General features: G+C 65.0%; 23 protein-coding genes. 14 read left to right on the top strand and 9 right to left on the bottom strand.

Features of this window, described 5'->3' with window-relative positions:
* Nucleotides 1-165: 165 nt before the first annotated feature.
* The 3 genes from JQ592_RS13655 to JQ592_RS13645 all read right to left on the bottom strand — a co-directional run bounded on the left by JQ592_RS13655 (nt 166) and on the right by JQ592_RS13645 (nt 3,251).
* Nucleotides 166-906 (bottom strand): SDR family oxidoreductase, encoded by a 741-nt coding sequence (locus tag JQ592_RS13655; protein ID WP_211403371.1) that lies wholly within the window; start codon nt 904-906, stop codon nt 166-168.
* 3 nt (nt 907-909) lie between these two features.
* Entirely contained in the window at nt 910-2,241 is a 1,332-nt protein-coding gene (locus JQ592_RS13650) for an FAD-binding oxidoreductase (protein ID WP_211403370.1), read from the bottom strand.
* A 203-nt stretch (nt 2,242-2,444) separates the two neighbouring features.
* Nucleotides 2,445-3,251, bottom strand: a complete 807-nt coding sequence (locus JQ592_RS13645) for an undecaprenyl-diphosphate phosphatase (RefSeq protein WP_211403369.1) — start codon at nt 3,249-3,251, stop codon at nt 2,445-2,447.
* 170 nt (nt 3,252-3,421) lie between these two features.
* Between JQ592_RS13645 and JQ592_RS13640 the strand changes: the two genes are divergently transcribed.
* From JQ592_RS13640 to JQ592_RS13630, 3 genes are all read left to right on the top strand, one after another.
* Entirely contained in the window at nt 3,422-4,114 is a 693-nt protein-coding gene (locus tag JQ592_RS13640; RefSeq protein WP_211403368.1) for a glutathione S-transferase family protein, read from the top strand.
* Nucleotides 4,063-5,238, top strand: coding sequence for a tRNA epoxyqueuosine(34) reductase QueG (gene queG / locus JQ592_RS13635; RefSeq protein WP_211403367.1), 1,176 nt, complete (start codon nt 4,063-4,065; stop codon nt 5,236-5,238). Before JQ592_RS13640 ends, queG begins: the two co-directional genes overlap by 52 nt.
* Before the next feature lie 126 nt (nt 5,239-5,364).
* Nucleotides 5,365-6,162 carry an acyl-CoA thioesterase domain-containing protein gene (locus JQ592_RS13630; RefSeq protein WP_211403366.1) on the top strand — a complete coding sequence of 266 codons (798 nt, stop codon included), beginning with the start codon at nt 5,365-5,367 and terminating at the stop codon, nt 6,160-6,162.
* A gap of 101 nt (nt 6,163-6,263) precedes the next feature.
* Here JQ592_RS13630 and JQ592_RS13625 read toward each other — a convergent pair whose 3' ends face one another.
* The gene (locus JQ592_RS13625) at nt 6,264-6,731 is read right to left on the bottom strand and encodes a nuclear transport factor 2 family protein (protein WP_211403365.1); all 468 of its coding nucleotides are present in this window, start codon (nt 6,729-6,731) and stop codon (nt 6,264-6,266) included.
* A gap of 199 nt (nt 6,732-6,930) precedes the next feature.
* Nucleotides 6,931-7,719 (bottom strand): alpha/beta hydrolase, encoded by a 789-nt coding sequence (locus JQ592_RS13620; RefSeq protein WP_211403364.1) that lies wholly within the window; start codon nt 7,717-7,719, stop codon nt 6,931-6,933.
* 239 nt (nt 7,720-7,958) lie between these two features.
* Between JQ592_RS13620 and infC the strand changes: the two genes are divergently transcribed.
* Nucleotides 7,959-8,498, top strand: a complete 540-nt coding sequence (infC, locus tag JQ592_RS13615) for a translation initiation factor IF-3 (protein WP_080134054.1) — start codon at nt 7,959-7,961, stop codon at nt 8,496-8,498.
* A gap of 66 nt (nt 8,499-8,564) precedes the next feature.
* Here the strand turns inward: infC and JQ592_RS13610 are convergent, their stop codons facing one another.
* Entirely contained in the window at nt 8,565-8,969 is a 405-nt protein-coding gene (locus JQ592_RS13610) for a hypothetical protein (RefSeq protein WP_211403363.1), read from the bottom strand.
* A 272-nt stretch (nt 8,970-9,241) separates the two neighbouring features.
* On the opposite strand from JQ592_RS13610, the gene rpmI reads away from it, so the two are divergent.
* Nucleotides 9,242-9,442: a 50S ribosomal protein L35 gene (rpmI, locus tag JQ592_RS13605; RefSeq protein ID WP_008539890.1), complete on the top strand. Its 201-nt coding sequence runs from the start codon at nt 9,242-9,244 to the stop codon at nt 9,440-9,442.
* A gap of 80 nt (nt 9,443-9,522) precedes the next feature.
* Nucleotides 9,523-9,882 carry a 50S ribosomal protein L20 gene (gene rplT, locus JQ592_RS13600; protein ID WP_027561620.1) on the top strand — a complete coding sequence of 120 codons (360 nt, stop codon included), beginning with the start codon at nt 9,523-9,525 and terminating at the stop codon, nt 9,880-9,882.
* 8 nt (nt 9,883-9,890) lie between these two features.
* Here rplT and JQ592_RS13595 read toward each other — a convergent pair whose 3' ends face one another.
* Nucleotides 9,891-10,316, bottom strand: a complete 426-nt coding sequence (locus JQ592_RS13595; protein ID WP_211403362.1) for a hypothetical protein — start codon at nt 10,314-10,316, stop codon at nt 9,891-9,893.
* 152 nt (nt 10,317-10,468) lie between these two features.
* Here JQ592_RS13595 and pheS point away from each other — a divergent pair, with 152 nt between their 5' ends.
* Genes pheS through JQ592_RS13575 form a run of 4 tightly spaced genes read left to right on the top strand, consistent with a single transcriptional unit; the run spans nt 10,469 to nt 15,187 of the window.
* A complete protein-coding gene (gene pheS / locus JQ592_RS13590; RefSeq protein ID WP_211403361.1) occupies nt 10,469-11,551 on the top strand; it encodes a phenylalanine--tRNA ligase subunit alpha in 1,083 nt (360 codons plus the stop codon).
* 2 nt (nt 11,552-11,553) lie between these two features.
* On the top strand, nt 11,554-11,943 hold the full coding sequence (locus tag JQ592_RS13585) for an ASCH domain-containing protein (RefSeq protein WP_211403621.1): 390 nt from the start codon (nt 11,554-11,556) through the stop codon (nt 11,941-11,943).
* Nucleotides 11,944-11,952: 9 nt separating this feature from the next.
* Nucleotides 11,953-14,361, top strand: a complete 2,409-nt coding sequence (gene pheT, locus JQ592_RS13580) for a phenylalanine--tRNA ligase subunit beta (protein ID WP_211403360.1) — start codon at nt 11,953-11,955, stop codon at nt 14,359-14,361.
* A gap of 55 nt (nt 14,362-14,416) precedes the next feature.
* Nucleotides 14,417-15,187, top strand: coding sequence for a sulfite exporter TauE/SafE family protein (locus JQ592_RS13575; protein ID WP_211403359.1), 771 nt, complete (start codon nt 14,417-14,419; stop codon nt 15,185-15,187).
* 184 nt (nt 15,188-15,371) lie between these two features.
* Here the strand turns inward: JQ592_RS13575 and JQ592_RS13570 are convergent, their stop codons facing one another.
* Nucleotides 15,372-16,766 (bottom strand): flavin monoamine oxidase family protein, encoded by a 1,395-nt coding sequence (locus tag JQ592_RS13570; RefSeq protein WP_211403358.1) that lies wholly within the window; start codon nt 16,764-16,766, stop codon nt 15,372-15,374.
* Between the two features lie 192 nt (nt 16,767-16,958).
* On the opposite strand from JQ592_RS13570, the gene JQ592_RS13565 reads away from it, so the two are divergent.
* Nucleotides 16,959-17,924 carry a YiiX/YebB-like N1pC/P60 family cysteine hydrolase gene (locus tag JQ592_RS13565; RefSeq protein ID WP_211403357.1) on the top strand — a complete coding sequence of 322 codons (966 nt, stop codon included), beginning with the start codon at nt 16,959-16,961 and terminating at the stop codon, nt 17,922-17,924.
* A 195-nt stretch (nt 17,925-18,119) separates the two neighbouring features.
* On the opposite strand, the gene JQ592_RS13560 is transcribed toward JQ592_RS13565, so the two are convergent.
* The gene (locus JQ592_RS13560; protein ID WP_028172468.1) at nt 18,120-18,395 is read right to left on the bottom strand and encodes a metal-sensitive transcriptional regulator; all 276 of its coding nucleotides are present in this window, start codon (nt 18,393-18,395) and stop codon (nt 18,120-18,122) included.
* Between the two features lie 73 nt (nt 18,396-18,468).
* Between JQ592_RS13560 and JQ592_RS13555 the strand changes: the two genes are divergently transcribed.
* The 3 genes from JQ592_RS13555 (at nt 18,469) to JQ592_RS13545 (ending at nt 22,962) form a co-directional block, all read left to right on the top strand.
* Nucleotides 18,469-20,940 carry a heavy metal translocating P-type ATPase gene (locus JQ592_RS13555; RefSeq protein WP_211403356.1) on the top strand — a complete coding sequence of 824 codons (2,472 nt, stop codon included), beginning with the start codon at nt 18,469-18,471 and terminating at the stop codon, nt 20,938-20,940.
* 139 nt (nt 20,941-21,079) lie between these two features.
* Nucleotides 21,080-21,526 (top strand): nickel-responsive transcriptional regulator NikR, encoded by a 447-nt coding sequence (nikR, locus tag JQ592_RS13550; protein WP_211403355.1) that lies wholly within the window; start codon nt 21,080-21,082, stop codon nt 21,524-21,526.
* A 257-nt stretch (nt 21,527-21,783) separates the two neighbouring features.
* Nucleotides 21,784-22,962 (top strand): IS4 family transposase, encoded by a 1,179-nt coding sequence (locus JQ592_RS13545; RefSeq protein ID WP_246820415.1) that lies wholly within the window; start codon nt 21,784-21,786, stop codon nt 22,960-22,962.
* Nucleotides 22,963-22,973: the final 11 nt, after the last annotated feature.

Genomic DNA, 22,973 nt, shown 5'->3' with positions numbered 1-22,973 from the left:
CTCCCGGCGATGCGAAGCATCGTCCGGCGCGATCGGGTGAGGGGGTACAGGTCTCTCGTAGATCTCGCGTGTGGAGAGAGGCCCCTCACCCCAACCCTCTCCCCGTAAGAACGGGGCGAGGGGGCGCACTGCCGCTGGGGCGAAGACTGGCCCGTCACACGTCTTTCAAAGCTTCAGCTTCTTGAACACCGCTTCCGGCAGCGTCTTGATGATCAGCATCACGAGGCGCCATTTGCCGCTGACATAGACGACGTCGGTCTTGTTCTCGACGGCGCGAAGGATCGCATCGCCCACGACGGGCGCCTCGACGGTGAGCGGGCCGATCAGCTTCATGCCCTCGGTCATCTTCGTGCGGACGAAGCCGGGCTTCACCGTGACGACGTGCACGCCACCACGGCCGGCGCGGGCGCGTAAGCCCGACAGGAAGGCGGAGAAGCCGGCCTTGGCCGAGCCATAGACATAATTCGAGGCGCGGCCGCGATCGCCCGCGACCGACGAGACGCCGACAAGCGTACCGCTGCCGCGCGCCAAAAACTTTTCCACGAACAGGCCGAGGATCAGCGATGGTCCCTCGTAGTTGGAGCGCATGATCGTGGTGGCGTGGGCGAGATCGCTCTGCGCGCTCTCCTGCGTGCCGAGCAGTCCGACGATCGAGATGACGACATCAGGCAGCGCCGGCAGACTGCCGACAAAGCCCTCGAACGAGGCGGTGTCGAGCACATCGAACCTGTAGACATCGACATCGACACTATAGCGCACGCGCAGATCGGCGGCGTCAGGCTCCAGCGCGGCAACGTCGCGGCCTGCGAGGCCGACATCGTAGCCGCACTTGGCAAAGGCGCGCGCGGCGGCGCGGCCGATATCGGAGGAGCCACCCAGCACCAGAACTGTCTTGCGTGACGTCACGGCCTAGACCTCATCGAACAGGCGTTGGGAAAGTTTCGAGCGGATGTTGCCTTTGGGATCGAGCGATTTGCGGATCGCGTTGAAGCGGCGCAAGGCCGGATAGCCGGCCTCGAACGTGGTGCGCGACTGGCGCGCGTCCTTGGCGAGATAGAGCCGGCCGCCGGCAGCGACGACCAGACGGTCGATCTCGTCCAGGAAGCTCAGGATGTCGCCCTTCACCGGGAAATCCAGCGCCAGCGTGTAGCCGGGCAGCGGAAACGACAAAATGCCGTCGCCCTGGCCGAGCTTTTTCAGCACAGCGAGGAAAGAGGCATCGCCGCGCCGTGCGACGCGATCGAGGATGCCGCCGAGCACAGCGCGCGCGCCGGTTTCCGGAATCACGCATTGATGCTGCAGGAAACCGCGTTTGCCGTAGATGCGATTCCAGTCACCGAGGCTGTCGAGCGGGAAGAAATAGGGATAGAGCGAGACCACATGGCTGCCGCCGGCGCGCCGCGCGCCCATGCGGTAGTAGAGCTCGTTGAAGGCGCGGATGCTGTAGCGGTTCAGCGTCATCGACGGCAGATCGATCGGCACGCTGAGGCCGGGATTCTTGCCGACCGGAAATGCGTCGGCACCGTCCGCAAGCTCATCCTTGCCGGCGTGCTCGCCGAGATAGATCAGCGAACGGCCGAGGTCGCGTCCGCGTGCCACGCAATCGATCCACGCCACCGAATAGGTCGCGGTGTCACCCGCATCGAGCGCGCGCATCGCCGCATCGAGGTCGGATGCGGCGATCACCCGCTCGCGGATCCATCCTGTTTCGACCCGCCGCAGCCGTATCGTCGCCTCGAGGATCACGCCGGTGAGGCCCATGCCGCCGACGGTCGCGAAGAAGGCATCGGAATTCTGTTCGCGCGAGACCTCGATGGTCTCGCCTTGGCCAGTGCGCAGCAGGATGCTCTCGACATAGCGGCCGAAGCCGCCCTCGCAATGATGGTTCTTGCCGTGGACGTCGGCAGCAATGGCGCCGCCGACCGAGACGAAGCGCGTGCCGGGCACGACGAAGGGCAGGAAGCCGCGCGGACCAAAAATGTCGATCAGGTCCGAAAGCAGCACGCCGGCCTCGAGGCGAACACGGCCGGTGGCCGGATCGAACGACCTGACCCGGTCGAAGCCGGTCATCGCGACGGTCCTGGCAGCGCCGATCGCGGCATCGCCGTACGCGCGACCGTTGCCGCGGGCCACCGAGCCGGTCAGGGCCGCGACGGCATCGCCCACGGCCTCGAACGAGCGCGGACGCTGCAGATCGGTATCGACGACCGGAAAGCGTCCCCAGCCGGAGACGAGGGTCATGGTTCAGCTCCTGTGCGAGGTGCGCGCCGCGCCCTGCTCTGGAAACTGCCTAGCGATCAAAAGCTTATTTTGCGTTGAAGGCGTAGTGGACGCGTAGCCCGGATGGAGCGCAAGCGTAATCCGGGAACGTGCCACAAGTGACGCCGGCCCCGGATTACGCTTACGCTTCATCCGGGCTACGGGCCGCAACAAGTTTCTAAAGGTTAACGCCCCAGCGCCAGCGCGATCAGGCCGAGGGTGCCGACGATGACGCGCCACCAGGCGAACAGCACGAAACCGTGGCGGGTGACGTAGGTCAGGAACGTCTTGACCACAATGATCGCCGTGATGAACGACACGATGAAGCCGATCGCGACGACGCCCATATGGTCCATCGTCATCTCGGAGCGGTTCTTGTAGAAATCGTAGGCGAACGCGCCGATCATGGTGGGAATGGCGAGGAAGAACGAGAACTCCGCCGCCGCGCGCTTGTCGGCGCCGAGCAGCATCGCGGCAACGATGCTGGCGCCGGAACGCGACACGCCCGGGATCATCGCCACACACTGCGCGATGCCGATATAGAGGTACATCAGCAGCGGGAACTTGGTGGCGTCGTGCTCGCGCGGCTTGAGGTCGAGCTTGTCGACCCAGAGCAGGACGGCGCCGCCGACGATCAGCGTGAAGCAGACGACCCAGGGGTTGAACAGCACGCTCTTGATGTATTTGCCGGCAACGAGGCCGACGATGACAGCCGGCAGGAACGCGACCAGCACGCCGATCACGAAACGGCGCGCATAGGCATCGCCCGTGAACATGCCGATCGTGACGTCCCAGAGCTTCCTAAAATACAGCCCGACGATCGCGAGGATCGCACCGAGCTGGATCAGAACGGTAAACGAGTCCCAGAAGGCGCCTTCACCAAGATGGAAGAAACGCTCGGCGAGCAACAGGTGGCCGGTCGAGGACACGGGAAGGAACTCGGTCACACCCTCGATGATGCCGAGGATCACTGCCCGTATTGCATCTGACATATTTACGGTCCATTTCGGCTGGAAAAGCGGGGGCTCTTCTCGCCTATTCCCTCCAATGCTGCAATCGCAAAATGCTGCATCGCGCTCTTGCTTCGCGGTTTTGAAGGACTAGTGTGGCGCCGCACAAACATTGATGGATTCTTAAGCACCATCAAATAGTCAAAGGCTTCATGTTTACGCTGTTTCATCATCCGTTCTGTCCGCATTCGCGCTTCATCCGCCTGATCGCGGGCGAATACGGGCTCGACCTCAAGCTGGTCGAAGAGCGCAGCTGGGAACGGCGCGAGGCATTTTTGCTGCTCAACGCGGCGGGCACGACGCCCGTCCTGATGGACGACGAGCAGCCGCCGATCCCGGGCGCGGCGATCATCGCCGAATATGTCGACGAGGCCTATGGCGCCGGGATGGGACCCAAGCGCCTGATGCCGGAAACGACCTTCGAGCGCGTCGAGGTGCGCCGGCTGATGGCCTGGTTCAACGAGAAGTTCTTCGAGGAGGTTTCGCACCCTCTCGTCACCGAGCGCATCTACAAGCGCTTCATGAGCGAGGAGAATGGCGGCGGCCCGCCCTCGGCCGACGTCATGCGCGCGGCCAAGGCCAACGTGCGCTATCATCTGGCCTATATCGGCTGGCTGGCGCAGACGCGTAACTTCCTCGCCGGCGATCAGCTCACCTACGCGGATCTCGCCGCCGCGGCGCATCTCTCGGCGATCGACTATCTGGGCGACGTGCCATGGAGCGAGGACGACGCAGCAAAGGCGTGGTACGCGCGGGTGAAATCCCGCCCGTCGTTCCGTCCGCTGCTGAGCGAGTGGCTGGCCGGCGTGCCGGCGTCGCGCACCTACGTGGACCTCGATTTCTGAGCTCCGACCCGACTGAACTGAAGGCGGCGCTCGAACGCGAGGCGCGCGCGCTCGGCTTCGACTGCATCGGCGTTACAGCGCCCGGCACGATCGAGGCGGCCGGAAAGCACTTCCTCGAATTCATCGCCTCCGGCGGCCATGGCGACATGGACTGGCTCGCGGCACAGCCGGAGCGCCGGGTCGATCCGCGCGGGCTGTGGGCCGACGTGCGCAGCGTGATCATGCTCGGCGTCAATTACGGTCCCGACTCCGATCCGCTCGCAATTCTCGCGCAGCGCACGCGCGCGGCAATCTCGGTCTATGCGCAGGGCGACGACTATCACGACCTCATCAAGAAGCGGCTGAAGGCGCTGGCGCGCTGGCTGGTCGCGACCGCCCCGTCGGACGTGAAAGTGTTCGTCGACACCGCGGCCGTGATGGAAAAGCCGCTGGCGCAGGCCGCGCATCTCGGCTGGCAGGGCAAGCACACCAATCTGGTCTCGCGCGAATTCGGCTCCTGGCTGTTTCTCGGCGCGATCTACACGACGCTGGAGCTGCCGCGCGACGGCGCCGAGATCGATCATTGCGGCTCTTGCCGGGCCTGTCTCGACATCTGCCCGACCGCGGCGTTCCCCGCGCCCTACAAGCTCGATGCGCGGCGCTGCATCTCGTATCTCACCATCGAGAACAAGGGGCCGATCCCGCGCGAGTTTCGCAAAAGCATCGGCAACCGCATCTATGGCTGCGACGATTGCCTTGCCGCCTGCCCGTGGAACAAGTTTGCGCAGGAAGGGCGCGAAGCCAAGCTCGCCGCGCGCGATGAATTGCGTGCGCCTGGTCTCACCGAGCTGGCACGGCTCGATGATGCCGCGTTTCGTGCGCTGTTCACGAAGTCACCTGTCAAGCGCATCGGCCGCGACCGCTTCCTGCGCAACGTGCTGATCGCGATCGGCAACTCGGGTGAGGTGGCGCTGGCAGAGGAGGCGCGGCGATTGCTGGATGACGAGAGTGCACTGGTGCGTGGCGCCGCGGTGTGGGCGCTGGGGCAACTGGTGTCGCGCGAAGAGTTTGAGGCGATGAAGCTGACTGCGGTGAGCAACGAGCACGACGACAGCGTTCGTGAGGAGTGGCAGGCCGCCTCCTAGCCCACCGCTGTCATTCCCCGCCTGGTGCGCAAGTGCGCACAAGGCGGGTGATGACAGTAGTGCTTGTGGCAACGACGCTCGCCACCACCCTTGATTTCCCCACCCGTTCCCGCAAAGTCGCGCGCCATGACAAACATGCCTTTCTTCACGCGCAACAGTGACACATTCCATCCGACAGAAGTCGCCAATGGTCCGTGGGACCCGAAATCGCTGCACGGACGCGTCATCGTCGGCCTGCTTGGCTTCGCCATCGAGGAACGCCATTCCGGTCCCGGATTCGTGCCGGCGCGGCTCACGGTCGACATGTTCCGGTTGCCGACCATCGACAAGCCGATCGAGGTGACGACGCGGCTCGTCCGCGATGGACTGCGCATCCGCGTGGTCGAAGCGGAGTTGTTTTCCGGCGGCGTCAGCATGGCGCGCGCCTCGTGCCAGCTGCTGCGCAAAACGCAGAATCCTGACGGCAATGTCTGGTCGCCGCCGAACTGGGACGTGCCGAAGCCATCAGACATTCCGAAACCGACCGATCCCCGGCTCGGCATGAACGGCAAATGGACGACGCGCCCCATTGTCGGGCACATGGGCTCGCTCGGGCCGCGCCGGCTGTGGATGAGCGAGGTGCGCGAGCTCGTCGCCGGCGTTGCGATGACGCCGTTCGTCCATGTCGCTGTTGGTGCCGATTTCGCCAGCCCGTTTGCGAACGCCGGCGACAAGGGACTCGGCTACATCAACAGCGACGTCACGCTCTATCTGCACCGCCTGCCGGTGACGAAGTGGATCGGCTTCGACGTGGTGAACCATCATGCCACCGACGGCGTCGCGATCGGCGAATGCTGGCTCTATGACGAGCAGGGCCCGATCGGCACCGCCACCGTCGCAGCGCTCGCGCAGCGCAAGCCGATGCCGAAGGTGCCGCCGCCGTAGGTTTTGTCATTCCGGGGCAGCCCGCAGGGCTGAACCCGGAATCTCGCTCAACAACCTCTGGATTCCGGGTTCGCGCCAAGTGGCGCGCCCCGGAATGACGGCTAGATGAGGTGCCGCTGCATCTCCGGCCGCGCCTTCAGCTCGGCGCCCTGCTTGGCGACGATCTTCGCAATTCTTTCAGGCGCGAACTTCAGGTCGACGAAAGCCGGCGCGGTGTTGGCGACCTCGCGATACCCAGCGATCCTGCCATCCTTCAGCGTCATGATCGCCACGCCCTCGAACATCGCCCGCGCGCCGTTCGCTTCGGGCAGGGTCGATTTGTAGCTGAACGTGTAGCGCGCATAGAGCGTGGTGCCGTCGGTGACGGGATCGTGCATGTCCCAGCGGAAATCGGTGGCCGTGCGATAGAACCAGTCGTCGATCATCGCGGCGATCCTCTCGCGGCCAGCGAAGGCGCCGTAGAACACGTCGTGATAGACGCCGTCCTCGGTGAACAGTTCGGCGAAGGCCCGGCCGTTGCGCTGCTCGACGGCGTCGCAGAAGGCGCGCAGCATGGCGGTGGTGGTCATTGGATTGCCTCCCGGTGCTTCTTGCTGTGCCCTCTCCCCTTGTGGGAGAGGGCAGCTCCGCTCGTCGACGCGCATTCACTTGGGTGAGGGGTTGCTTCCGCGAGTCCAACTCTCATTCGGACTCGTGGAGAGAACCCCTCATCCGGCTTCGCTTCGCGAAGCCACCTTCTCCCGCAAGGGGAGAAGGAAGAGAAACACCTCACCCGATCTCCGCCACCGCGGCAAGAATGCGTGCGATGTCCTGCGGGCGTGACAAGCGGTGGTCGCCGTCCTGGATCATGGTCAGCACGACGTCGTCGGCCGGCAGGCGATGCGTCAGCGCGAACGCGTGCCGCCAGGGCACGTCGGGGTCCTGCGCGCCTTGCAGGATCCGGACGGGGCAGCCGAGATCGATGGCGCTGCCGAGCACGAGATGATTGCGCCCTTCCTCGATCAGCTTGCGCGTGATCGGATAGGGCGAGCCGTCGCCATAGTCCGACGGCCGCAGCCAGAAGCCTTTGGTCTCGATCTCCTTCTTCACCGCGGGCGAAAAATTCTTCCACATCAGTTCCTCGGTGAAGTCGGGCGCCGGCGCGATCAGCACGAGGCCGGCCAGCGATCCCTTGCTGCTGCGCTTCTTGATCTCGCGCGCGAGCAGCAGCGCCATCCAGCCTCCCATGGAAGAGCCGATCAGGATTTGCGGGCCATCGCAGAACCGCTCGAACACGGCGACGCTGTCCTCGAGCCAGCTTCCGATGGTTCCGTCGGCGAAATCGCCGCTGGATTCGCCGTGGCCGGAATAATCGAACCGGACCACCGCGCGGCCGTTGTCTCGGGCCCAGGCGTCCAGCGCCACGGCCTTGCCGCCCTGCATGTCCGACTTGAAACCACCGAGCCAGACAAGGCCTGGTCCCTTTCCGGCACGGTGGCGCACCGCGATCCGGCGCGCGGACGGACCATCGCCCAATTCGATGAAATCTAGCGCGGCATCGGAAATTGCTTCGGTCATGGAACGTTTACTCTTGCTGTGCGGTTTGAGCTGTTTGCGACGCTGCCGGACTCGGCATTGGCCCTTTGGGACGCTTGCGGAACAGAAACAAGGTGTCTATGTCCGTCAACGTGCCGGAAGACGTGGCCAAAATGCCTCGCATTTGAGGGTATTTCGACCGGGGCACGAGCGACTTGCTTGCCGGCAAACGCATCTTCCTTCAAAATAGCCGCTTCTTTCACAACTTTGGAGAACCACCCATTCGCCGTCCTAATAAAGCTCCGCCCGCTGCCAGCAAAGACGGGCCGCGCATCAATGATGATATCCGCAATGCGCAGATCCAGCTGATCGATCAGACCGGTGATAATAAAGGCACGGTCGAGACCGTCGTCGCCATCCGGATGGCCCAGGAAGCTGGCATGGATCTGGTCGAGATTTCGCCGAATACCAGCCCTCCCGTCTGCAAGATCATGGACTACGGGAAGTACAAGTATTCCGCTCAGAAGAAAGCCGCGGAAGCCCGCAAGCGGCAGAAGACCGTCGAGATCAAGGAGATCAAGCTCCGCCCGATGATCGACGATCACGATTACGACGTGAAGATGCGCGCGATGCAGCGGTTCTTCGAAGAGGGCGACAAGGTCAAGATCACACTGCGCTATCGCGGCCGCGAAATGGCGCACCAGGAGATCGGCACCAAGCTGCTGGACAAGATCAAGACCGACGTCGCCGAGCTCGCCAAGGTGGAGCAGGACGCGCGGTTCGAAGGCCGTCAGGTCGTCATGGTGCTGGCGCCGCGCTGACGCCAAGCGCTCTGGAACTTTAAGAGTTCAACGGCCCGTCCGGATTTCCGGCGGGCCGTTCGTGTGTCAGGTCCTCGTCGCCTGCCAGGTGCCGCTGCACTGGTCGCCGGAGATGATTCCCCTCCACGACCCGGCGCCGTTCACGCCGGCGAGCCGGCCGCCGCCGCTGGCATGGGAGGCGCCGACCGAGACCTGGACGGCGACAGCGCCGGAGCGTTTGACCCGGCCCGAGACCCGGCCGCCGCCCGCGGACGAGACGCGGCCGCCGATCACGGTGAAGGGAACGCTGTAGCCCGAGCTGCAATTGCCGCGGGTGGTGGCGAAGGTGACGTTCCAGATGCCGTCATAGCCGCCGGCGCGAGCCTCGGCAGTTGACGGCAACACAGCCGTGGCAAGCACGGCGAACAGCGCCAGATGGCGCGGACGGGCGAAATCCGCCAGCGAAGGGAGAAATTGCGGGAAATGGGCCATTTTGGACCTGCTTCAGGCGACAAGACTTGGACATGAGGGTGGTAACCTCCAATAGTCGGCGGGCAGGTTTCGACGGTTCATCGTTGCCAATTGGCCCGTCCTCTGTCATAAGCCCAGCCTTCATCGCCCGGCTGATTAAGGGCTGCCGTGGCGGTGTTTCGTGCGGGTTTCGCGCTTGTCCGCAAAACCTGAGCACAATCAACGCTCTAACGAGCATTTTTGACGGCCAGCCGCCTTCGCGGGCGGATCTCTATGGCCATTAGGAGAGCCAAATGCCCAAGCTGAAGACCAAATCGGGCGCTAAAAAGCGCTTCAAGGTGACTGCCACCGGCAAAGTGATGCACGCCCAGCGCGGCAAGCGTCACGGCATGATCAAGCGGACGAAGAAGCAGATCCGTCAGCTCCGCGGCACCCGCGTGCTGTTCAAGACCGACGGCGACAACGTCAAGAAGTACTTCTTGCCGAACGCCTGATCGCGTCCACGATCACTGCCATCCCTGCCGCATTCCGTGCGGCAATCCGATAACCAAAGTCATCTCTGAAGGATTTCGTCATGTCTCGCGTCAAACGCGGTGTGACCGCCCACGCCAAGCACAAGAAAGTCTACAAGGCCGCCAAGGGTTTCTACGGCCGCCGCAAGAACACCATCCGCGCCGCCAAGCCGGCCGTGGAGAAGGCCCAGCAATACGCCTTCCGCGACCGCAAGCGTAAGAAGCGGACGTTCCGCGCGCTCTGGATCCAGCGCATCAACGCTGCCGTCCGTCCGTTCGGCCTGACCTACAGCCGGTTCATCGACGGCATGGCCAAGTCGGGCATCACCGTGGACCGCAAGGTGCTGTCGGATCTCGCGATCAGCGAGCCCGCGGCGTTCCAGGCGATCGCCGAGAAGGCCAAAGCCGCTCTGGCTGCCTGAGGCTTGCGCTAGCGGGCCTTCGGGCCCGCAGCCTTCAGCGCGCGCTGCGAGTGGCGCTGGGCGACCTCCGCCCGGCAAAAAGCTGCGAACGAGAGATACATGGTGCCGGACTTGTTCCGGTATTTCTGGTCGCAGACGCGCATCTCGCGTTTGTAAGCCTGTTGCTGAGCCGTGTTGAGACCGGGCATGAAATCCGCCTCGCACTTCTTCTCGACGGCGGCGCCGAGCTGGACATCCCCGCTCGCGGTCAATTGGCAATCCTGAAACACTTTCATCGCGCTTTCGCAGCTCTTCTGCTTGTTGATGGTGTCGACGACCTCATCCAGCGTCATGGATGTCTCCATGCAGACCATGGCGCGCGCAGGGGTGCCTCCGACCGGCAGGACGACCGCCAGGACGGCAAGAAGAACGGCAAGACAGGATTTCGACAGCATCGCAAAGGTCTCCTCGTATCCCCACTTGGTGCCGGGTCCCCGCGCAGGGTTCAACCCAGCCGGCCATGTGCCCGAAATGACCGGCTTTTTGCTTGACGTTACGGCCTTCGGGCGGCGACAACCCAGCCGAATTTAGAGCCAAGGATTTGACTGTGTCCGACCTCGCAACGCTCGAAACATCCATCCTCGACCAGATCGCCACTGCGGGCGATGAAGCCGCCCTCGAAGCGGTGCGCGTCGCAGTCCTCGGCAAGAAGGGCTCGATCTCGGCGCTGCTTGCCACGCTCGGCAAGATGTCGCCGGACGAGCGCAAGACGCAAGGCGCTGCGATCAACCTCGCCAAGGACAAGGTCACGCAGGCGCTCGCAGCACGGCGCGACGTGCTGAAATCGGCGGCGCTCGATGCGCGGCTCGCGTCGGAGACCATCGACGTGACGCTTCCGCTGCGAGATGCGGCGGCTGAGGCCGGCCGCATTCATCCGCTGAGCCAGGTCTGGGACGAGCTCACCACGATCTTCGCCGACATGGGATTCTCGGTGGCCGAAGGTCCTGACATCGAGACCGACGACTACAACTTCACAAAACTGAATTTTCCGGAAGGCCATCCGGCGCGCGAGATGCACGACACGTTCTTCTTCCATCCGAAGGAAGACGGCTCGCGCATGCTGCTCAGAACCCACACCTCGCCGGTGCAGGTGCGCACCATGCTGAGCCAGAAGCCGCCGATCCGCGTGATCTGCCCGGGCCGCACCTACCGCATCGATTCGGACGCGACCCACACGCCGCAATTCCACCAGGTCGAAGGCCTCGTCATCGACAAGGGCTCGCATCTCGGCCACCTCAAATGGATCCTGCACGAGTTCTGCAAGGCGTTCTTCGAGGTCGACCACATCAACATGCGCTTCCGGCCCTCGTTCTTCCCGTTCACCGAGCCGTCGCTGGAAGTCGACATCCAGTGCCGCCGCGACAAGGGCGAGATCCGCTTCGGCGAGGGCGAGGACTGGCTGGAGATTCTCGGCTGCGGCATGGTGCATCCGAACGTGCTGCGCGCCTGCGGCATCGATCCCGACGAGTACCAGGGCTTTGCCTGGGGCATGGGCATCGACCGCATCGCCATGCTGAAATACGGCATCGCCGACCTGCGCCAGCTGTTCGACAGCGACGTCCGCTGGCTGTCCCACTACGGCTTCAAGCCGCTGGAAGTCCCGACGCTCGCGGGGGGATTGAGCACGTGAACCTGAGCGCCGTCCCGGAGCAATATCGCGGCCTGCGGTCGTTCGCCTTCGGCGACGGACCGGCTCTGGCCGACGAGTTGCTCGATCTCGTGATCCGGGGCGTCAAGACCGCGACCTGCTCGACCGAGGACGAACCCAACACCTCGACGCCGGGCGAACGCTGGATCGTGCTCAATGGGCGCGGAGAGCCACGCTGCATCATCGAATCGACCGAGGTGAGCTATCGCCGCTTCGGCGAGGTCGATGCGGCCTTTGCCTTCGACGAGGGCGAAGGTGATCGCAGTCTCGACTACTGGCGCAACGCGCATCGCAACTATTTCGGTCGGCAAGGCAAGTTTCGCGAAGACATGATGCTGATGTGCGAACGCTTCCGCCTGGTCGAGGTTTTCTAGGAACGCAAAATGAAATTCACGCTCTCCTGGCTGAAAGACCATCTCGAGACCGACGAGCCGCTGGACAAGCTCGCCGACAAGCTCACCATGATCGGGCTCGAGGTCGAGAACATCGAGGACAAGGCGAAGGCGCTGAAGCCGTTCACCATCGCCAAGGTGATCTCGGCCGAGCAGCATCCGAATGCGGATCGCCTGCGCGTCTGCATGGTCGACACCGGCGACGGTGGTGCGCCCGTGCAGGTCGTGTGCGGCGCGCCGAATGCGCGTGCGGGGCTCGTCAGCGTGTTCTCAGCCCCCGGCACCTACATTCCCGGCAAGGACATCACGCTCGGGATCGGCACCATCCGCGGCGTCGAGAGCCGCGGCATGCTGTGCTCGGCGGCCGAGCTGCAGATCTCGAACGACCATGACGGCATCATGGAATTGCCGGCCGATGCACCAATCGGCGCCGGCTATGCCGAATGGGCCGCGCTCGGCGATCCCGTGGTCGAGATCAACCTGACGCCGAACCGGCAGGACTGCACCGGCGTGCACGGCATCGCACGCGATCTCGCGGCCGCCGACATGGGCAAGTTCAAGGACCCCACCATCAAGCCGGTCAAGGGCGAATTCCCTTGTCCCGTGAAGGTCACGGTCGAGGACGCCACGCTCTGCCCGGGCTTCGCGCTCCGCCTCGTGCGCGGCGTGAAGAACGGGCCGTCGCCGGAATGGCTGCAGAAGCGCCTGACCGCGATCGGGCTGCGCCCGATCAACGCGCTGGTCGACATCACCAACTTCATGACCTACGACCGCGCCCGCCCGCTGCACGTGTTCGACGCCAAGAAGGTGAAGGGCAATCTCGTCGTGCGCCGCGCGCGCGAGGGCGAGACGCTGCTGGCGCTCGACGGCCGCACCTACAATCTCGATCCCGCGATTTGCGTGATCGCCGACGAGCACGGCGTTGAATCGCTCGCCGGCATCATGGGCGGCGAAGCCTCGGGCTGCGATGAGAACACCACGGACGTGCTGATCGAATCGGCGCTGTGGAACGAGATCAACATCGCCCAGACCGGCCGCAAGCTCGGGATCAATTCCGATGCACGCTACCGCTTCGAGCGCGGCGTCGATCCGGCCTTCATGGTGCCCGGCCTCGAGCTCGCGACCAAGCTGGTGATGGAGATGTGCGGCGGCGCGCCGTCCGAGAACGTCGTGGTGGGCAAGGCCTTTGGCGACGACCGCGTGATCGACTTCCCGGTCACCGAGGTGAAGCGGCTCTCCGGCATCGAGGTGCCGCAGGTCGAGATGAAGCGTATCCTGACCCATCTCGGCTTCATGATGGCGGGCCCAGGCCCGGTGGTGAAGGTCGCGGTGCCGTCGTGGCGCACCGACGTGCACGGCAAGGCCGACATCGTCGAGGAGATCGTCCGCATCTTCGGCGTCGACAAGGTGCCGATGACGCCGTTCGAGCGCGGCGAGGACGCGCGCAAACCGGTGCTGACGCCGCTGCAGCTGCGCACCCGTCGCGCGCGGCGCGCGCTGGCGAGCCGCGGCATGGTCGAAGCCGTCACCTGGTCGTTCATCGCAAAGCCCGCAGCCGAATTGTTCGGCGGCGGCCAGCGCGTGCTCGAAGTGGCGAACCCGATCGCATCGGATCTCTCCGACATGCGCCCGACGCTGCTCGCCGGCCTGATCGCGGCGGCGCAGGCCAATGCCGATCGCGGCCTTGGCGATGTGGCGCTGTTCGAGGTCGGCCAGGTCTTCAAGGGCGATCGCCCGCAGGATCAGTTCATGGCGGCGAGCGGCGTGCGCCGCGGCCTTGCTTCGTCCGAAGGTCTCGGGCGGCACTGGACCGGCTCGGCACAGGCTGATGTGTTCGACGCCAAAGCCGATGCGCTGGCGGTGCTGGCTGCGGCCGGCGCGCCGATGCAGGCACTGCAGATCGTCTCCGGTGGACCGTCCTGGCTGCATCCGGGTCGCTCCGGCACGATCCAGATCGGGCCGCAGAATGTGCTCGGCACTTTCGGCGAGGTGCATCCGCGCGCGCTCGAGGCGCTCGGCGCCGACGGGCCGCTGATGGTGTTCGAGGTGATCCTCGACCGCATCCCGGAGGCGAAGAAGAAGCCGACCCGCGCCAAGCCGCTGATCGAGCTGTCGGCGTTCCAGCCGGTGTCGCGTGATTTTGCTTTCATCGTCGACCGCAGCGTGAAGGCCGGCGACATCGTGCGCACGGCGCAAGGTGTCGACAAGAAGCTGATCACCGGCGTCAACGTCTTCGACGTCTACGAGGGCAAGGGCATCGACGATGGCAAGAAGTCGATCGCGGTCGCGGTCACGCTTCAACCGCGTGAGAAGACCCTGACCGATCAGGAGATCGAGGCCGTCGCGGCGAAGATCGTCGCCGAGGTGACGAAGAAGACCGGCGGCACGTTGAGAGCATGATGCCGAAAAGTGTGAAGCGGTTTTCGGACAACATCATGCTTCAAAATCATCGAGCATGACCTTCGCGGATTTACTCCCGAAGGACGTCAGCCTCACCATTGCGGCGGCGCTCTGCGCCGTCGCTTTCATTTCCGGCACCGCGCGCGGCTTCTCCGGCTTCGGCTCGGCGCTGATCTTCATGCCGCTGGCGAGCAGCATCGCGGCGCCGCGGCTCGTTGCCGCGCTGCTGCTGGTGATCGATTTCGTCGCAGCCGCGCCGCTGCTGCCGGATGCGTGGCGAAAGGCCGATCGCAAGGCCACCGCGGTGATCGTGCTGGGCGCGCTGATCGGCGTGCCCGTCGGCACCTATTTCCTCAGCGTGCTCGAACCCGTCACCACGCGCTGGATCATCTCCTGCTTCGTTGCGGCACTGCTGCTTCTGCTGCTGTCGGGCTGGCGCTATCGCGGCAAGGACCACGCCTGGCTCTCGGTCGGCATCGGCGGCCTCTCCGGCTTCTGCAGCGGCCTCGCACAGACCGGCGGCCCGCCGATCGTCGGCTACTGGCTCGGCCGTCCGATCGCGCCGATCGTCGCGCGCGCCAACATCCTGCTGTTCTTTGGCGCATCGGATCTGTTCTCGATGATCAGCTACGCCACGACCGGCCTGATCAGCCGCGAGTCGCTGGTGCTGTCGCTGATCGTCGGCCCGGTCTACGCCCTCGGCGTCGCCTTCGGCGCGTCGCTGTTCGGTCGTGCCAGCGAAAAAGTGTTTCGCGGGATTTGCTATGCGTTGATTGCGATGGCGGTGATCTTTGGGCTGCCGGCGCTGGATGGCGTGTTGCGGTAAATCATCTCGGGTCGTCCTGGCGAAAGCCAGGACCCATTACCCCGGTCAGCGTTTGTAGTGCGAACTGGTAACCACCAGCCGTCGCCAAACTACTTCCTGGGGTAATGGGTCCTGGATCTGCGCTCCGCTACGGGACAGCGCTGCGCGCTGCCCGGCGCTCCGCTTGTCCAGGACGACGACAGAATTAATTGCTCTGCGGCTTGGCCCGCCGCTTCTTCGTCGATTGCGTCGGCACGTCGGCCGGCTCGTCCTTGAGCGCGCCGATCTTGCGCAAGGCGGCGTCTGCCGCGCGCTCGCCGCTTTCCCAGGCGCCGTCGACGGTGCCCCACAATGTCTCGTGGGTAGCTTCGCCGGCGAGGAACACATTGCCGATCGGCTCGGTCAGGATTTTTCGCGAGAGCTGGCCGCCGGGCGAGGACGCCGACATCGCGCCCATCACGTAAGGCGAGGCGTTCCAGCGCGTCGCGCTGGTCTTCTGCACGGCGACCGCGGCCTCGCTGCCGAACAGCTTTGTGATCCATTCCTTCGCGAAGGCGGCCATGGCCTTCTCGCCCTGCTCGGAGAGATCGCGGCCGAACGAGCCGCCAACATCGATCGAGCACAACGATGAGCCGCCGATATTGGCAAACATCAGCGCCGTGCGCGTCGAGTTGCTCTGCTCGATCAGGATGTCGTCGCGCGACAGGCCGAGCGGATTGCCGGGGAGCTGCAGCACGATGTGGTCGTAGCTGCCGAGGGTGAGCTTGGAGGCCGCGTCCAGCGTGCGCTTGGGAATGTCGGGTGCGAACTTGATCGCGCCCGATGTCAGCACGTTGGTCGAGACCGTGACGATGGCGGCGCGCGCGGCGATCTTGCCGCTTTGCGTCTCGACGCTGACGTCGCGATTGCTCCAGACGATCCGGCTCGCCGGTGTCGACAGCGCGACCGGCGCCTGTTCGCCGAGCTTGGTGATCAGCGTGCCCAGCCCCTGGCGGCAGGCGATCGCGGCATTGCGGTCCTGCGCGCGCGCCTTGTCGATCGCCGACAGCTCCTTCAAGTCCTTGCCGGCAAAGCTCGCGCCCAGCATGAACTCGGCCGCGCCGGCCCAGTCGCCGAGATCCTTCGGCAGCACGGACGCGCAGGACGTATCGAGCTTGCCGCGCGCGGCCTCGTCGATGGCGCGGTTGGCGCGGACCAACGCCGCCAGGAATTCCTCGGTCTCGCCCGCGCGTGCGTTGCGGCGGCCGATGCGCATCTTCTGGCCGGCCGGCGCCGGCAGCACGTCGAGCCCGGCGCTGCGCGCCAGCCGGATCATCGGATTGGTCTCGGGATTGTGCATCCAGCGCGCGCCGCGGTCGAACGGCACGTCGAAGGTCGTGGTATCCGTGATGCAGCGGCCGCCGACCTGCGAGGCCGCCTCCACCACCACGACCTTGCGATTGGCCGCCATGATACGCCGCGCCGCAGCGATGCCGGCGGCGCCCGCGCCGATCACGACGATGTCGGCCTCGCGCGGGAGAGGTGCGGCGGTTGCGCGCAGGACCGGCATGGCGGCAAGGGCCGCCGACGCCGAAAGGAAACCGCGGCGCGTGATTGTCATGTCATGGTTTCCGGAGACTTGCGGCAAACGGGAACAGCCCGCGAACCTTGCCGCATCTGATGTTGCACGGCAACCATCATGGTGAATCAATCGTGCTTGATCTCACAGAGTGATGAACCGAATTGCAAGACGTTTCGACCATGATAGAGAAGGGAAAAAAGACGGCCGCAAAAGGCTGTGGGGGAGTTCGACATGGGGACGGTCCTTGATTCAGTCGGCAAGCTGATTGCCGCGTACCTCTCGAAGGAGGTGCCGGGCTATGAGCCGTTCACGCCCAGCGACCCCGAGCACCTGCGCGGCATCATCGAGCCCGGCGACGTGCTGCTGGTCGAGGGCAACAACCGCATCTCCGGCATCATCAAATATCTGACGCAGTCGACCTGGTCGCATGCCGCGCTCTATGTCGGTCCGGTCGAGGGCGCCGTGGAGCCCAACGGCGAGCCGCATGTGCTGATCGAGGCCAATATCGGCGAAGGCGTCACCTCCGCGCCGCTGTCGAAGTACTTCCCGTATCACACCCGCGTCTGTCGCCCGGTCGGGCTGTCCCATGAGGACCGCACCACGGTCTGCCGTTATGCGATCAACCGCATCGGCTTCGGCTATGACACCAAGAACATCCTCGACCTGATGCGCTTCCTGTTCCCGCTGCCGGTGCCGCAGCGCTGGCGGCGGCGCATGATCGCGCTCGGCTCGGGCGATCCGACCAAGATCATCTGCTCGGCGCTGATCGCGCAGGCCTTCGACGCGGTGCGCTATCCGATCCTGCCGAAGATCACCAAGGCCGGCAGCCGCGCCGCACGGCGCGAGATCCTGCACATCCGCGATTCCTCGCTGTACATGCCCCGCGACTTCGACATCTCGCCCTATTTCGAGGTGGTCAAGCCGACCATCGTCAACGGATTCGACTACACCGCCCTGCACTGGGCCGACAAGCAAAAGCCGCTCGAGGAGGTGGCGGGCACTTTCAGTGTGTTTCCAGAAACGCTCCGTGCGCCGCCGCTCGTTCCTGAGGCGATTGACGAAGAAGCGCCGGATGAAGTTCCGGCTGCGGAAGTGAACGCGCAACCCGCGCAGGCCGGCGTCGCGTTCTCCGAACATTTCGTGCTGCTGAGCGAGCTCGCGATGTACCGCGCGCGGGCGCGGGTGATGGCGGCGTAAACCTCGCTGTCCTCCGACGTCGTCCTGGCGAAAGCCAGGACCCATTACCCCTGAAAGTCGTTTGGCGAAGACTCGTCGTTCGGTACGCCTGCCGAGCGCAATCGATGGATTCCGCGGTATGGGTCCTGGCTTTCGCCAGGACGACGCTAGAGGAAACAGCGTGCGTCCCTCTCCACCGTCATTGCGACGACCACCCTACCGCTCCGCCCGTCCGATCACCGCCATCAGCTCCGCGATCTTCGCGCGCTGGTCGGCCTTGTCGCCGCTGGTGATGGCGTGCTCGACGCAATGGGCGACGTGGTCCTTCAGGACCTCCTCCTCGACCCGGCGCAGCGCGGCGCGCACCGCCGAGATCTGCGTCACGATGTCGATGCAGTAGCGGTCTTCCTCTACCATTTTCGAGAGGCCACGAACCTGGCCCTCGATCCGGCCGAGACGTTTTCCGACAGATGCCTTGATGTCTTTGCGCATGCCGTCTATATACCCCTACCGGGTATGGGTTGCAAGCCCGAGTACAAGACCAGGCACAGGCCGGAGCATGGGAATGAACAATAGCGAACACGAGCATCGTCACGACGCGGAAACGCATTCCGGATGCGGCTGTTCCACGAAAGCAGCGCCGCCGGCAGCGAAGCCCGCGGCCTCCTCGTGCTGCGGTGGCCACGGCGATCATTCCGGTCATGCCCATCATCACGGCCATGACCACGGTGACGCGACCAAGGTCAAAGATCCCGTCTGCGGCATGACGGTCGATCCCGCGACGTCAAAACACCACTTCGAACATCACGGCGAGACCTTTCATTTCTGCTCGGCCGGCTGCCGCGCCAAGTTCGCCGCCGATCCCGCGAAATACCTCGCCAAGAAAAACGAGGAGCAGAAGGCACCCGAGCCTGAGATGCCTGCAGGCACGATCTACACCTGCCCGATGCATCCCGAGATCCGCCAGGTCGGTCCCGGCACCTGCCCGATCTGCGGCATGGCGCTGGAGCCGGAGGTCGCAAGCCTTGAGACCGGGCCCAATCCGGAGCTGGCCGACATGACGCGGCGGTTCTGGATCGGTGGCGTGCTGTCGCTGCCGCCGGTGGTGCTGGAGATGGGCGGCCATCTCGCAGGTCCGCACAGCTGGATCGATCCGACGCTGTCGAACTGGATCCAGCTCGTCTTCGCCACGCCGGTGGTGCTGTGGGCCGGCTGGCCGTTCTTCGTCCGCGGCTGGCAGTCGCTGCTGACGCGCAACCTCAACATGTTCACGCTGATCGCGATGGGCACGGGCGTTGCCTATGTCTACAGCCTCGCCGGCACCATCGTGCCGCAGATCTTCCCCGCCACGTTCCGCGGGCATGAAGGCGCGGTCGCGGTCTATTTCGAGGCCGCGGCCGTCATCACCGTGCTGGTGCTGCTCGGCCAGGTGCTGGAGCTGCGCGCCCGCGATGCGACGTCGGGCGCGATCAAGGCGCTGCTGCAGCTTGCGCCCAAGACCGCGCGCCGCGTCGATGCCGACGGCAGCGAGCATGAGGTCGAGATCGACACGCTCCATGCCGGCGACCGCTTGCGGGTTCGTCCCGGCGAGAAGGTGCCGGTCGACGGTGTCATCCTCGAAGGCCGCTCCTCGCTCGATGAGTCGCTGGTGACAGGCGAATCCATGCCGGTCACCAAGGAAACCGGCGCAAAAGTCATCGCCGGCACGCTGAACCAGTCCGGCAGCTTCATCATGCGCGCCGACAAGGTCGGGCGCGAGACGCTGCTGTCGCAGATCGTGCAGATGGTCGCGGATGCGCAGCGCTCGCGCGCGCCGATCCAGCGCCTGGCCGACCAGGTCGCCGGCTGGTTCGTGCCGGCCGTGATCGTCGTCGCCGTCGCCGCCTTTGCCGCATGGGCCTGGTTCGGACCGGAGCCGCGGCTCGCCTTCGGCCTCGTCGCCGCCGTCAGCGTGCTGATCATCGCCTGTCCCTGTGCGCTGGGCCTTGCGACCCCGATGTCGATCATGGTCGGCGTCGGGCGAGGTGCGCAAGGCGGCGTGCTGATCAAGAACGCCGAGGCGCTGGAGCGGATGGAGAAGATCGACACGCTGGTGGTCGACAAGACCGGCACACTGACCGAGGGCAAGCCCAAGGTGGTCGGAATCGTGCCCGCGTCCGGCTTTGCGGAAGACGACATCCTGCGCATTGCCGCCACCGTCGAGCGCGCCAGCGAGCATCCCCTGGCCGACGCCATCGTGCGCGCGGCGAAGGAGAAGCAGCTCGCGCTCGGCCAGGTCGAGCAGTTCGATTCGCCGACGGGCAAGGGTGCGACCGGCAAGGTCGACGGCAAGACCGTCGTGCTCGGCAATGCCAGATATCTGTCGTCGATCGGCATCGATACCAGGACGCTCGACACGGAGGCCGAACGGCTGCGCGGCGATGGCGCGACCGTGATCAACATGGCCGTCGACGGCCGGCTCGCCGGCCTGTTCGCGATCGCCGATCCCGTCAAGGCCTCGACGCCGGAGGCGCTGAAGGCGCTGGCCGACGAAGGCATCAAGGTGATCATGCTGACCGGCGACAATCGCACGACGGCAGAGGCCGTGGCGCGCCGGCTCGGCATCGCCGAGGTCGAGGCCGAGGTGCTGCCCGACCAGAAGAGCGCGGTGGTGACCAAGCTGCAAAAGGCCGGCCGCAGCGTCGCGATGGCCGGCGATGGCGTCAACGACGCCCCGGCGCTGGCTGCCGCCGAGGTCGGGATCGCCATGGGCACCGGCACGGACGTGGCGATGGAAAGCGCCGGCGTCACCCTGCTCAAGGGCGATCTGGTCGGCATCGTCCGCGCGCGAAAACTGTCGCAGGCGACGATGAGCAACATCCGCCAGAACCTGTTCTTCGCCTTCATCTACAATGCCGCCGGCATTCCGATTGCGGCCGGCATCCTCTATCCGACCTTCGGCCTGCTGCTCTCCCCGATCATCGCGGCGGCGGCGATGGCGCTGTCCTCGGTGAGCGTGGTCGGCAACGCGCTGCGGCTTCGCGCGACGCGGCTGTGAGACAAGCAAGTTAAAATCGTAGCCCGGATGGAGCGCAGCGAAATCCGGGTTCTGCTAGCATGCCGGCACTGTCCCGGATTGCGCTGCGCTCCATCCGGGCTACGCAGTAACGGATTGGGCAAGACGCGGAGAGGACCTGATGCAGCGGATAACGATCACGATCGAGGACGACCTCCTGGCGGAGATCGACGCCGCGGCGGAGGCGCGTGGCTACCAGAACCGCTCCGAGATCATTCGCGACCTCGCGCGCGCCGGCCTGCAGCAGAGCACCGAGGACACGGCGCAGACCGGCCAATGCGTCGCCGGTCTCGTCTATGTCTACGACCACGCCGCGCGCGATCTGTCGAAACGGCTGGTGCAGGAATTCCACGGCCATCACGACCTCGCGCTGGCGACGCTGCACGTCCACCTCGACGACAACAATTGCATGGAGATGACGGCACTGCGCGGCGCCGCCGATGAGGTCAGGCATTTCGCCGACCACATCATCGCCGAACGCGGCGTGCGCTACGGCCGCGTGGTGATGATTCCGACCGGCGAGGGCAAGCAGGTGAAAGCGCGCAAGCACGGGCACCGGCACGAGTAGGCGTGCCGCGCAGACGGTACAAACCCTCTCCCCTTGCGGGCTACGACATTCACACTTCTCGGAAGGCTTGTGGCCGGGCTCGGAAGCTGACTCTCTATGGGCAAGATTCGCACACGGGAGGGAACGATGGAGCTGAGCCTGGGAGCATTTGGGGACGAGCGCCTGGCAAAAGGGGGGCCTTTTTGTATAGGCGCCTTGTTGGGTACGGCGGCGGGGGTGTCAGCGTCAGGCGGCTGGGCGGCGACCGCGCCGGCGAGATGCGGATTACGCGGTTCCTGCACAATCCCAAGGTGACGCTCAGCGCGATGATCTCGGCGGCGCGGGCGCGCACCTGTGGTCAGGTTGGCGGGCGGCACGTGCTCGCCATTCAGGACACCTCGGCCCTGCGGGTGGACGAGAAAGGCGTGGGGCTGTCCTTTCACCCTGTCATCGCGGTGGACGCCAATACGGGGGCAACACTTGGGCTTGTCGACAACCTCTTTCTGACGCGCCAGGGCGGCGAACGCGAGAAGCGCGGGCAAAAGACATTCGAACAGAAGGACAGCCGGCGCTGGTTGTCCGGCGCCGAGAGCGCCAGTGCCTTGGCGCAGGCTGGCGCGACCTGTGTCACGGTCGTCGAGGATCGCGAAGGCGACATCTACGAATGCTTCGCCTTCAAGCCGGCCAATGTGGAGAAGCTGGTGCGCGCCGCTCAGGACCGCAGCCTCGTCGATGGAGACTTGCTGTTCTCCAAGGCCGAGACGTGGGCCGAAGCTGGCCGCATGACGGTGGAATTGCCGGCCACACCCGGCCGGAAAGCCCGCAAGGCCGAGTTGTCCATCAGGTTTGGCAAGGTGGAGATCAAGCGGCCGAAACATCGCGCGGCCAACGGCGGGCTGCCCGCGGCCATCAGCGTGACACTCGTCATCGGCCGCGAGATCGATCCTCCCGCAGGCGAAGAGCCGGCGTTGTGGTTCCTGCTCACCACCCATCAGGTCAACGACATCGCCGACGCGCGCCGGATCATCGGCTTTTATCGTTTGCGCTGGACCATCGAACAACTGTTCCGCACGATGAAGACCAAGGGCTTCGACGTCGAAGCCTTGCGGCAGGAGCAGGACGGACCGCTCGAAAAGCTCGTCACGGTCATTCTGATCGCTGCGATCAAGGTGATGCAGCTCGTCGCCGAGCGTGAGGGCGAAGCCAAGCGCCCACTCCGTGATGTCTTCGATCCCGACGACCAGCCTGTCTTGGAGCGTGTCTGCCAAACTCTCGAAGGCAAGACCGCCAAGCAGAAGAACCCGCATCCCAAAGGCTCGCTCGCCTACGCCGCCTGGGTCTTCGCAAGGCTCGGTGGCTGGACCGGCTATTACGGAAAGCCGGGCCCCATCGTCATGATCAGAGGCCTCACCCAGTTCCACGCCATCAAGCATGGTTGGAGCCTCCGAAATGTGTGAATCTCGTAGCC

Origin of the sequence: Bradyrhizobium iriomotense (genome assembly GCF_018129405.1) — a bacterium.
GTDB lineage: Bacteria > Pseudomonadota > Alphaproteobacteria > Rhizobiales > Xanthobacteraceae > Bradyrhizobium > Bradyrhizobium iriomotense_B.
The sequence above is the reverse complement of the archived record's forward strand: the minus strand, read 5'-3'. Positions and strand labels throughout refer to the sequence as shown.

Bases quoted from the DNA above. Each gene is read 5' to 3' on its own strand.
- JQ592_RS13650 (WP_211403370.1), bottom strand. From the start codon at position 2,241: ATGACCCTCGTCTCCGGCTGGGGACGCTTTCCGGTCGTCGATACCGAT.
- JQ592_RS13645 (WP_211403369.1), bottom strand. From the start codon at position 3,251: ATGTCAGATGCAATACGGGCAGTGATCCTCGGCATCATCGAGGGTGTG.
- JQ592_RS13640 (WP_211403368.1), top strand. From the start codon at position 3,422: ATGTTTACGCTGTTTCATCATCCGTTCTGTCCGCATTCGCGCTTCATC.
- JQ592_RS13630 (WP_211403366.1), top strand. From the start codon at position 5,365: ATGACAAACATGCCTTTCTTCACGCGCAACAGTGACACATTCCATCCG.
- JQ592_RS13625 (WP_211403365.1), bottom strand. From the start codon at position 6,731: ATGACCACCACCGCCATGCTGCGCGCCTTCTGCGACGCCGTCGAGCAG.
- JQ592_RS13620 (WP_211403364.1), bottom strand. From the start codon at position 7,719: ATGACCGAAGCAATTTCCGATGCCGCGCTAGATTTCATCGAATTGGGC.
- JQ592_RS13610 (WP_211403363.1), bottom strand. From the start codon at position 8,969: ATGGCCCATTTCCCGCAATTTCTCCCTTCGCTGGCGGATTTCGCCCGT.
- rpmI (WP_008539890.1), top strand. From the start codon at position 9,242: ATGCCCAAGCTGAAGACCAAATCGGGCGCTAAAAAGCGCTTCAAGGTG.
- rplT (WP_027561620.1), top strand. From the start codon at position 9,523: ATGTCTCGCGTCAAACGCGGTGTGACCGCCCACGCCAAGCACAAGAAA.
- JQ592_RS13595 (WP_211403362.1), bottom strand. From the start codon at position 10,316: ATGCTGTCGAAATCCTGTCTTGCCGTTCTTCTTGCCGTCCTGGCGGTC.
- pheT (WP_211403360.1), top strand. From the start codon at position 11,953: ATGAAATTCACGCTCTCCTGGCTGAAAGACCATCTCGAGACCGACGAG.
- JQ592_RS13575 (WP_211403359.1), top strand. From the start codon at position 14,417: ATGACCTTCGCGGATTTACTCCCGAAGGACGTCAGCCTCACCATTGCG.
- JQ592_RS13570 (WP_211403358.1), bottom strand. From the start codon at position 16,766: ATGACAATCACGCGCCGCGGTTTCCTTTCGGCGTCGGCGGCCCTTGCC.
- JQ592_RS13565 (WP_211403357.1), top strand. From the start codon at position 16,959: ATGGGGACGGTCCTTGATTCAGTCGGCAAGCTGATTGCCGCGTACCTC.
- JQ592_RS13560 (WP_028172468.1), bottom strand. From the start codon at position 18,395: ATGCGCAAAGACATCAAGGCATCTGTCGGAAAACGTCTCGGCCGGATC.
- JQ592_RS13555 (WP_211403356.1), top strand. From the start codon at position 18,469: ATGAACAATAGCGAACACGAGCATCGTCACGACGCGGAAACGCATTCC.
- nikR (WP_211403355.1), top strand. From the start codon at position 21,080: ATGCAGCGGATAACGATCACGATCGAGGACGACCTCCTGGCGGAGATC.
- JQ592_RS13545 (WP_246820415.1), top strand. From the start codon at position 21,784: ATGCGGATTACGCGGTTCCTGCACAATCCCAAGGTGACGCTCAGCGCG.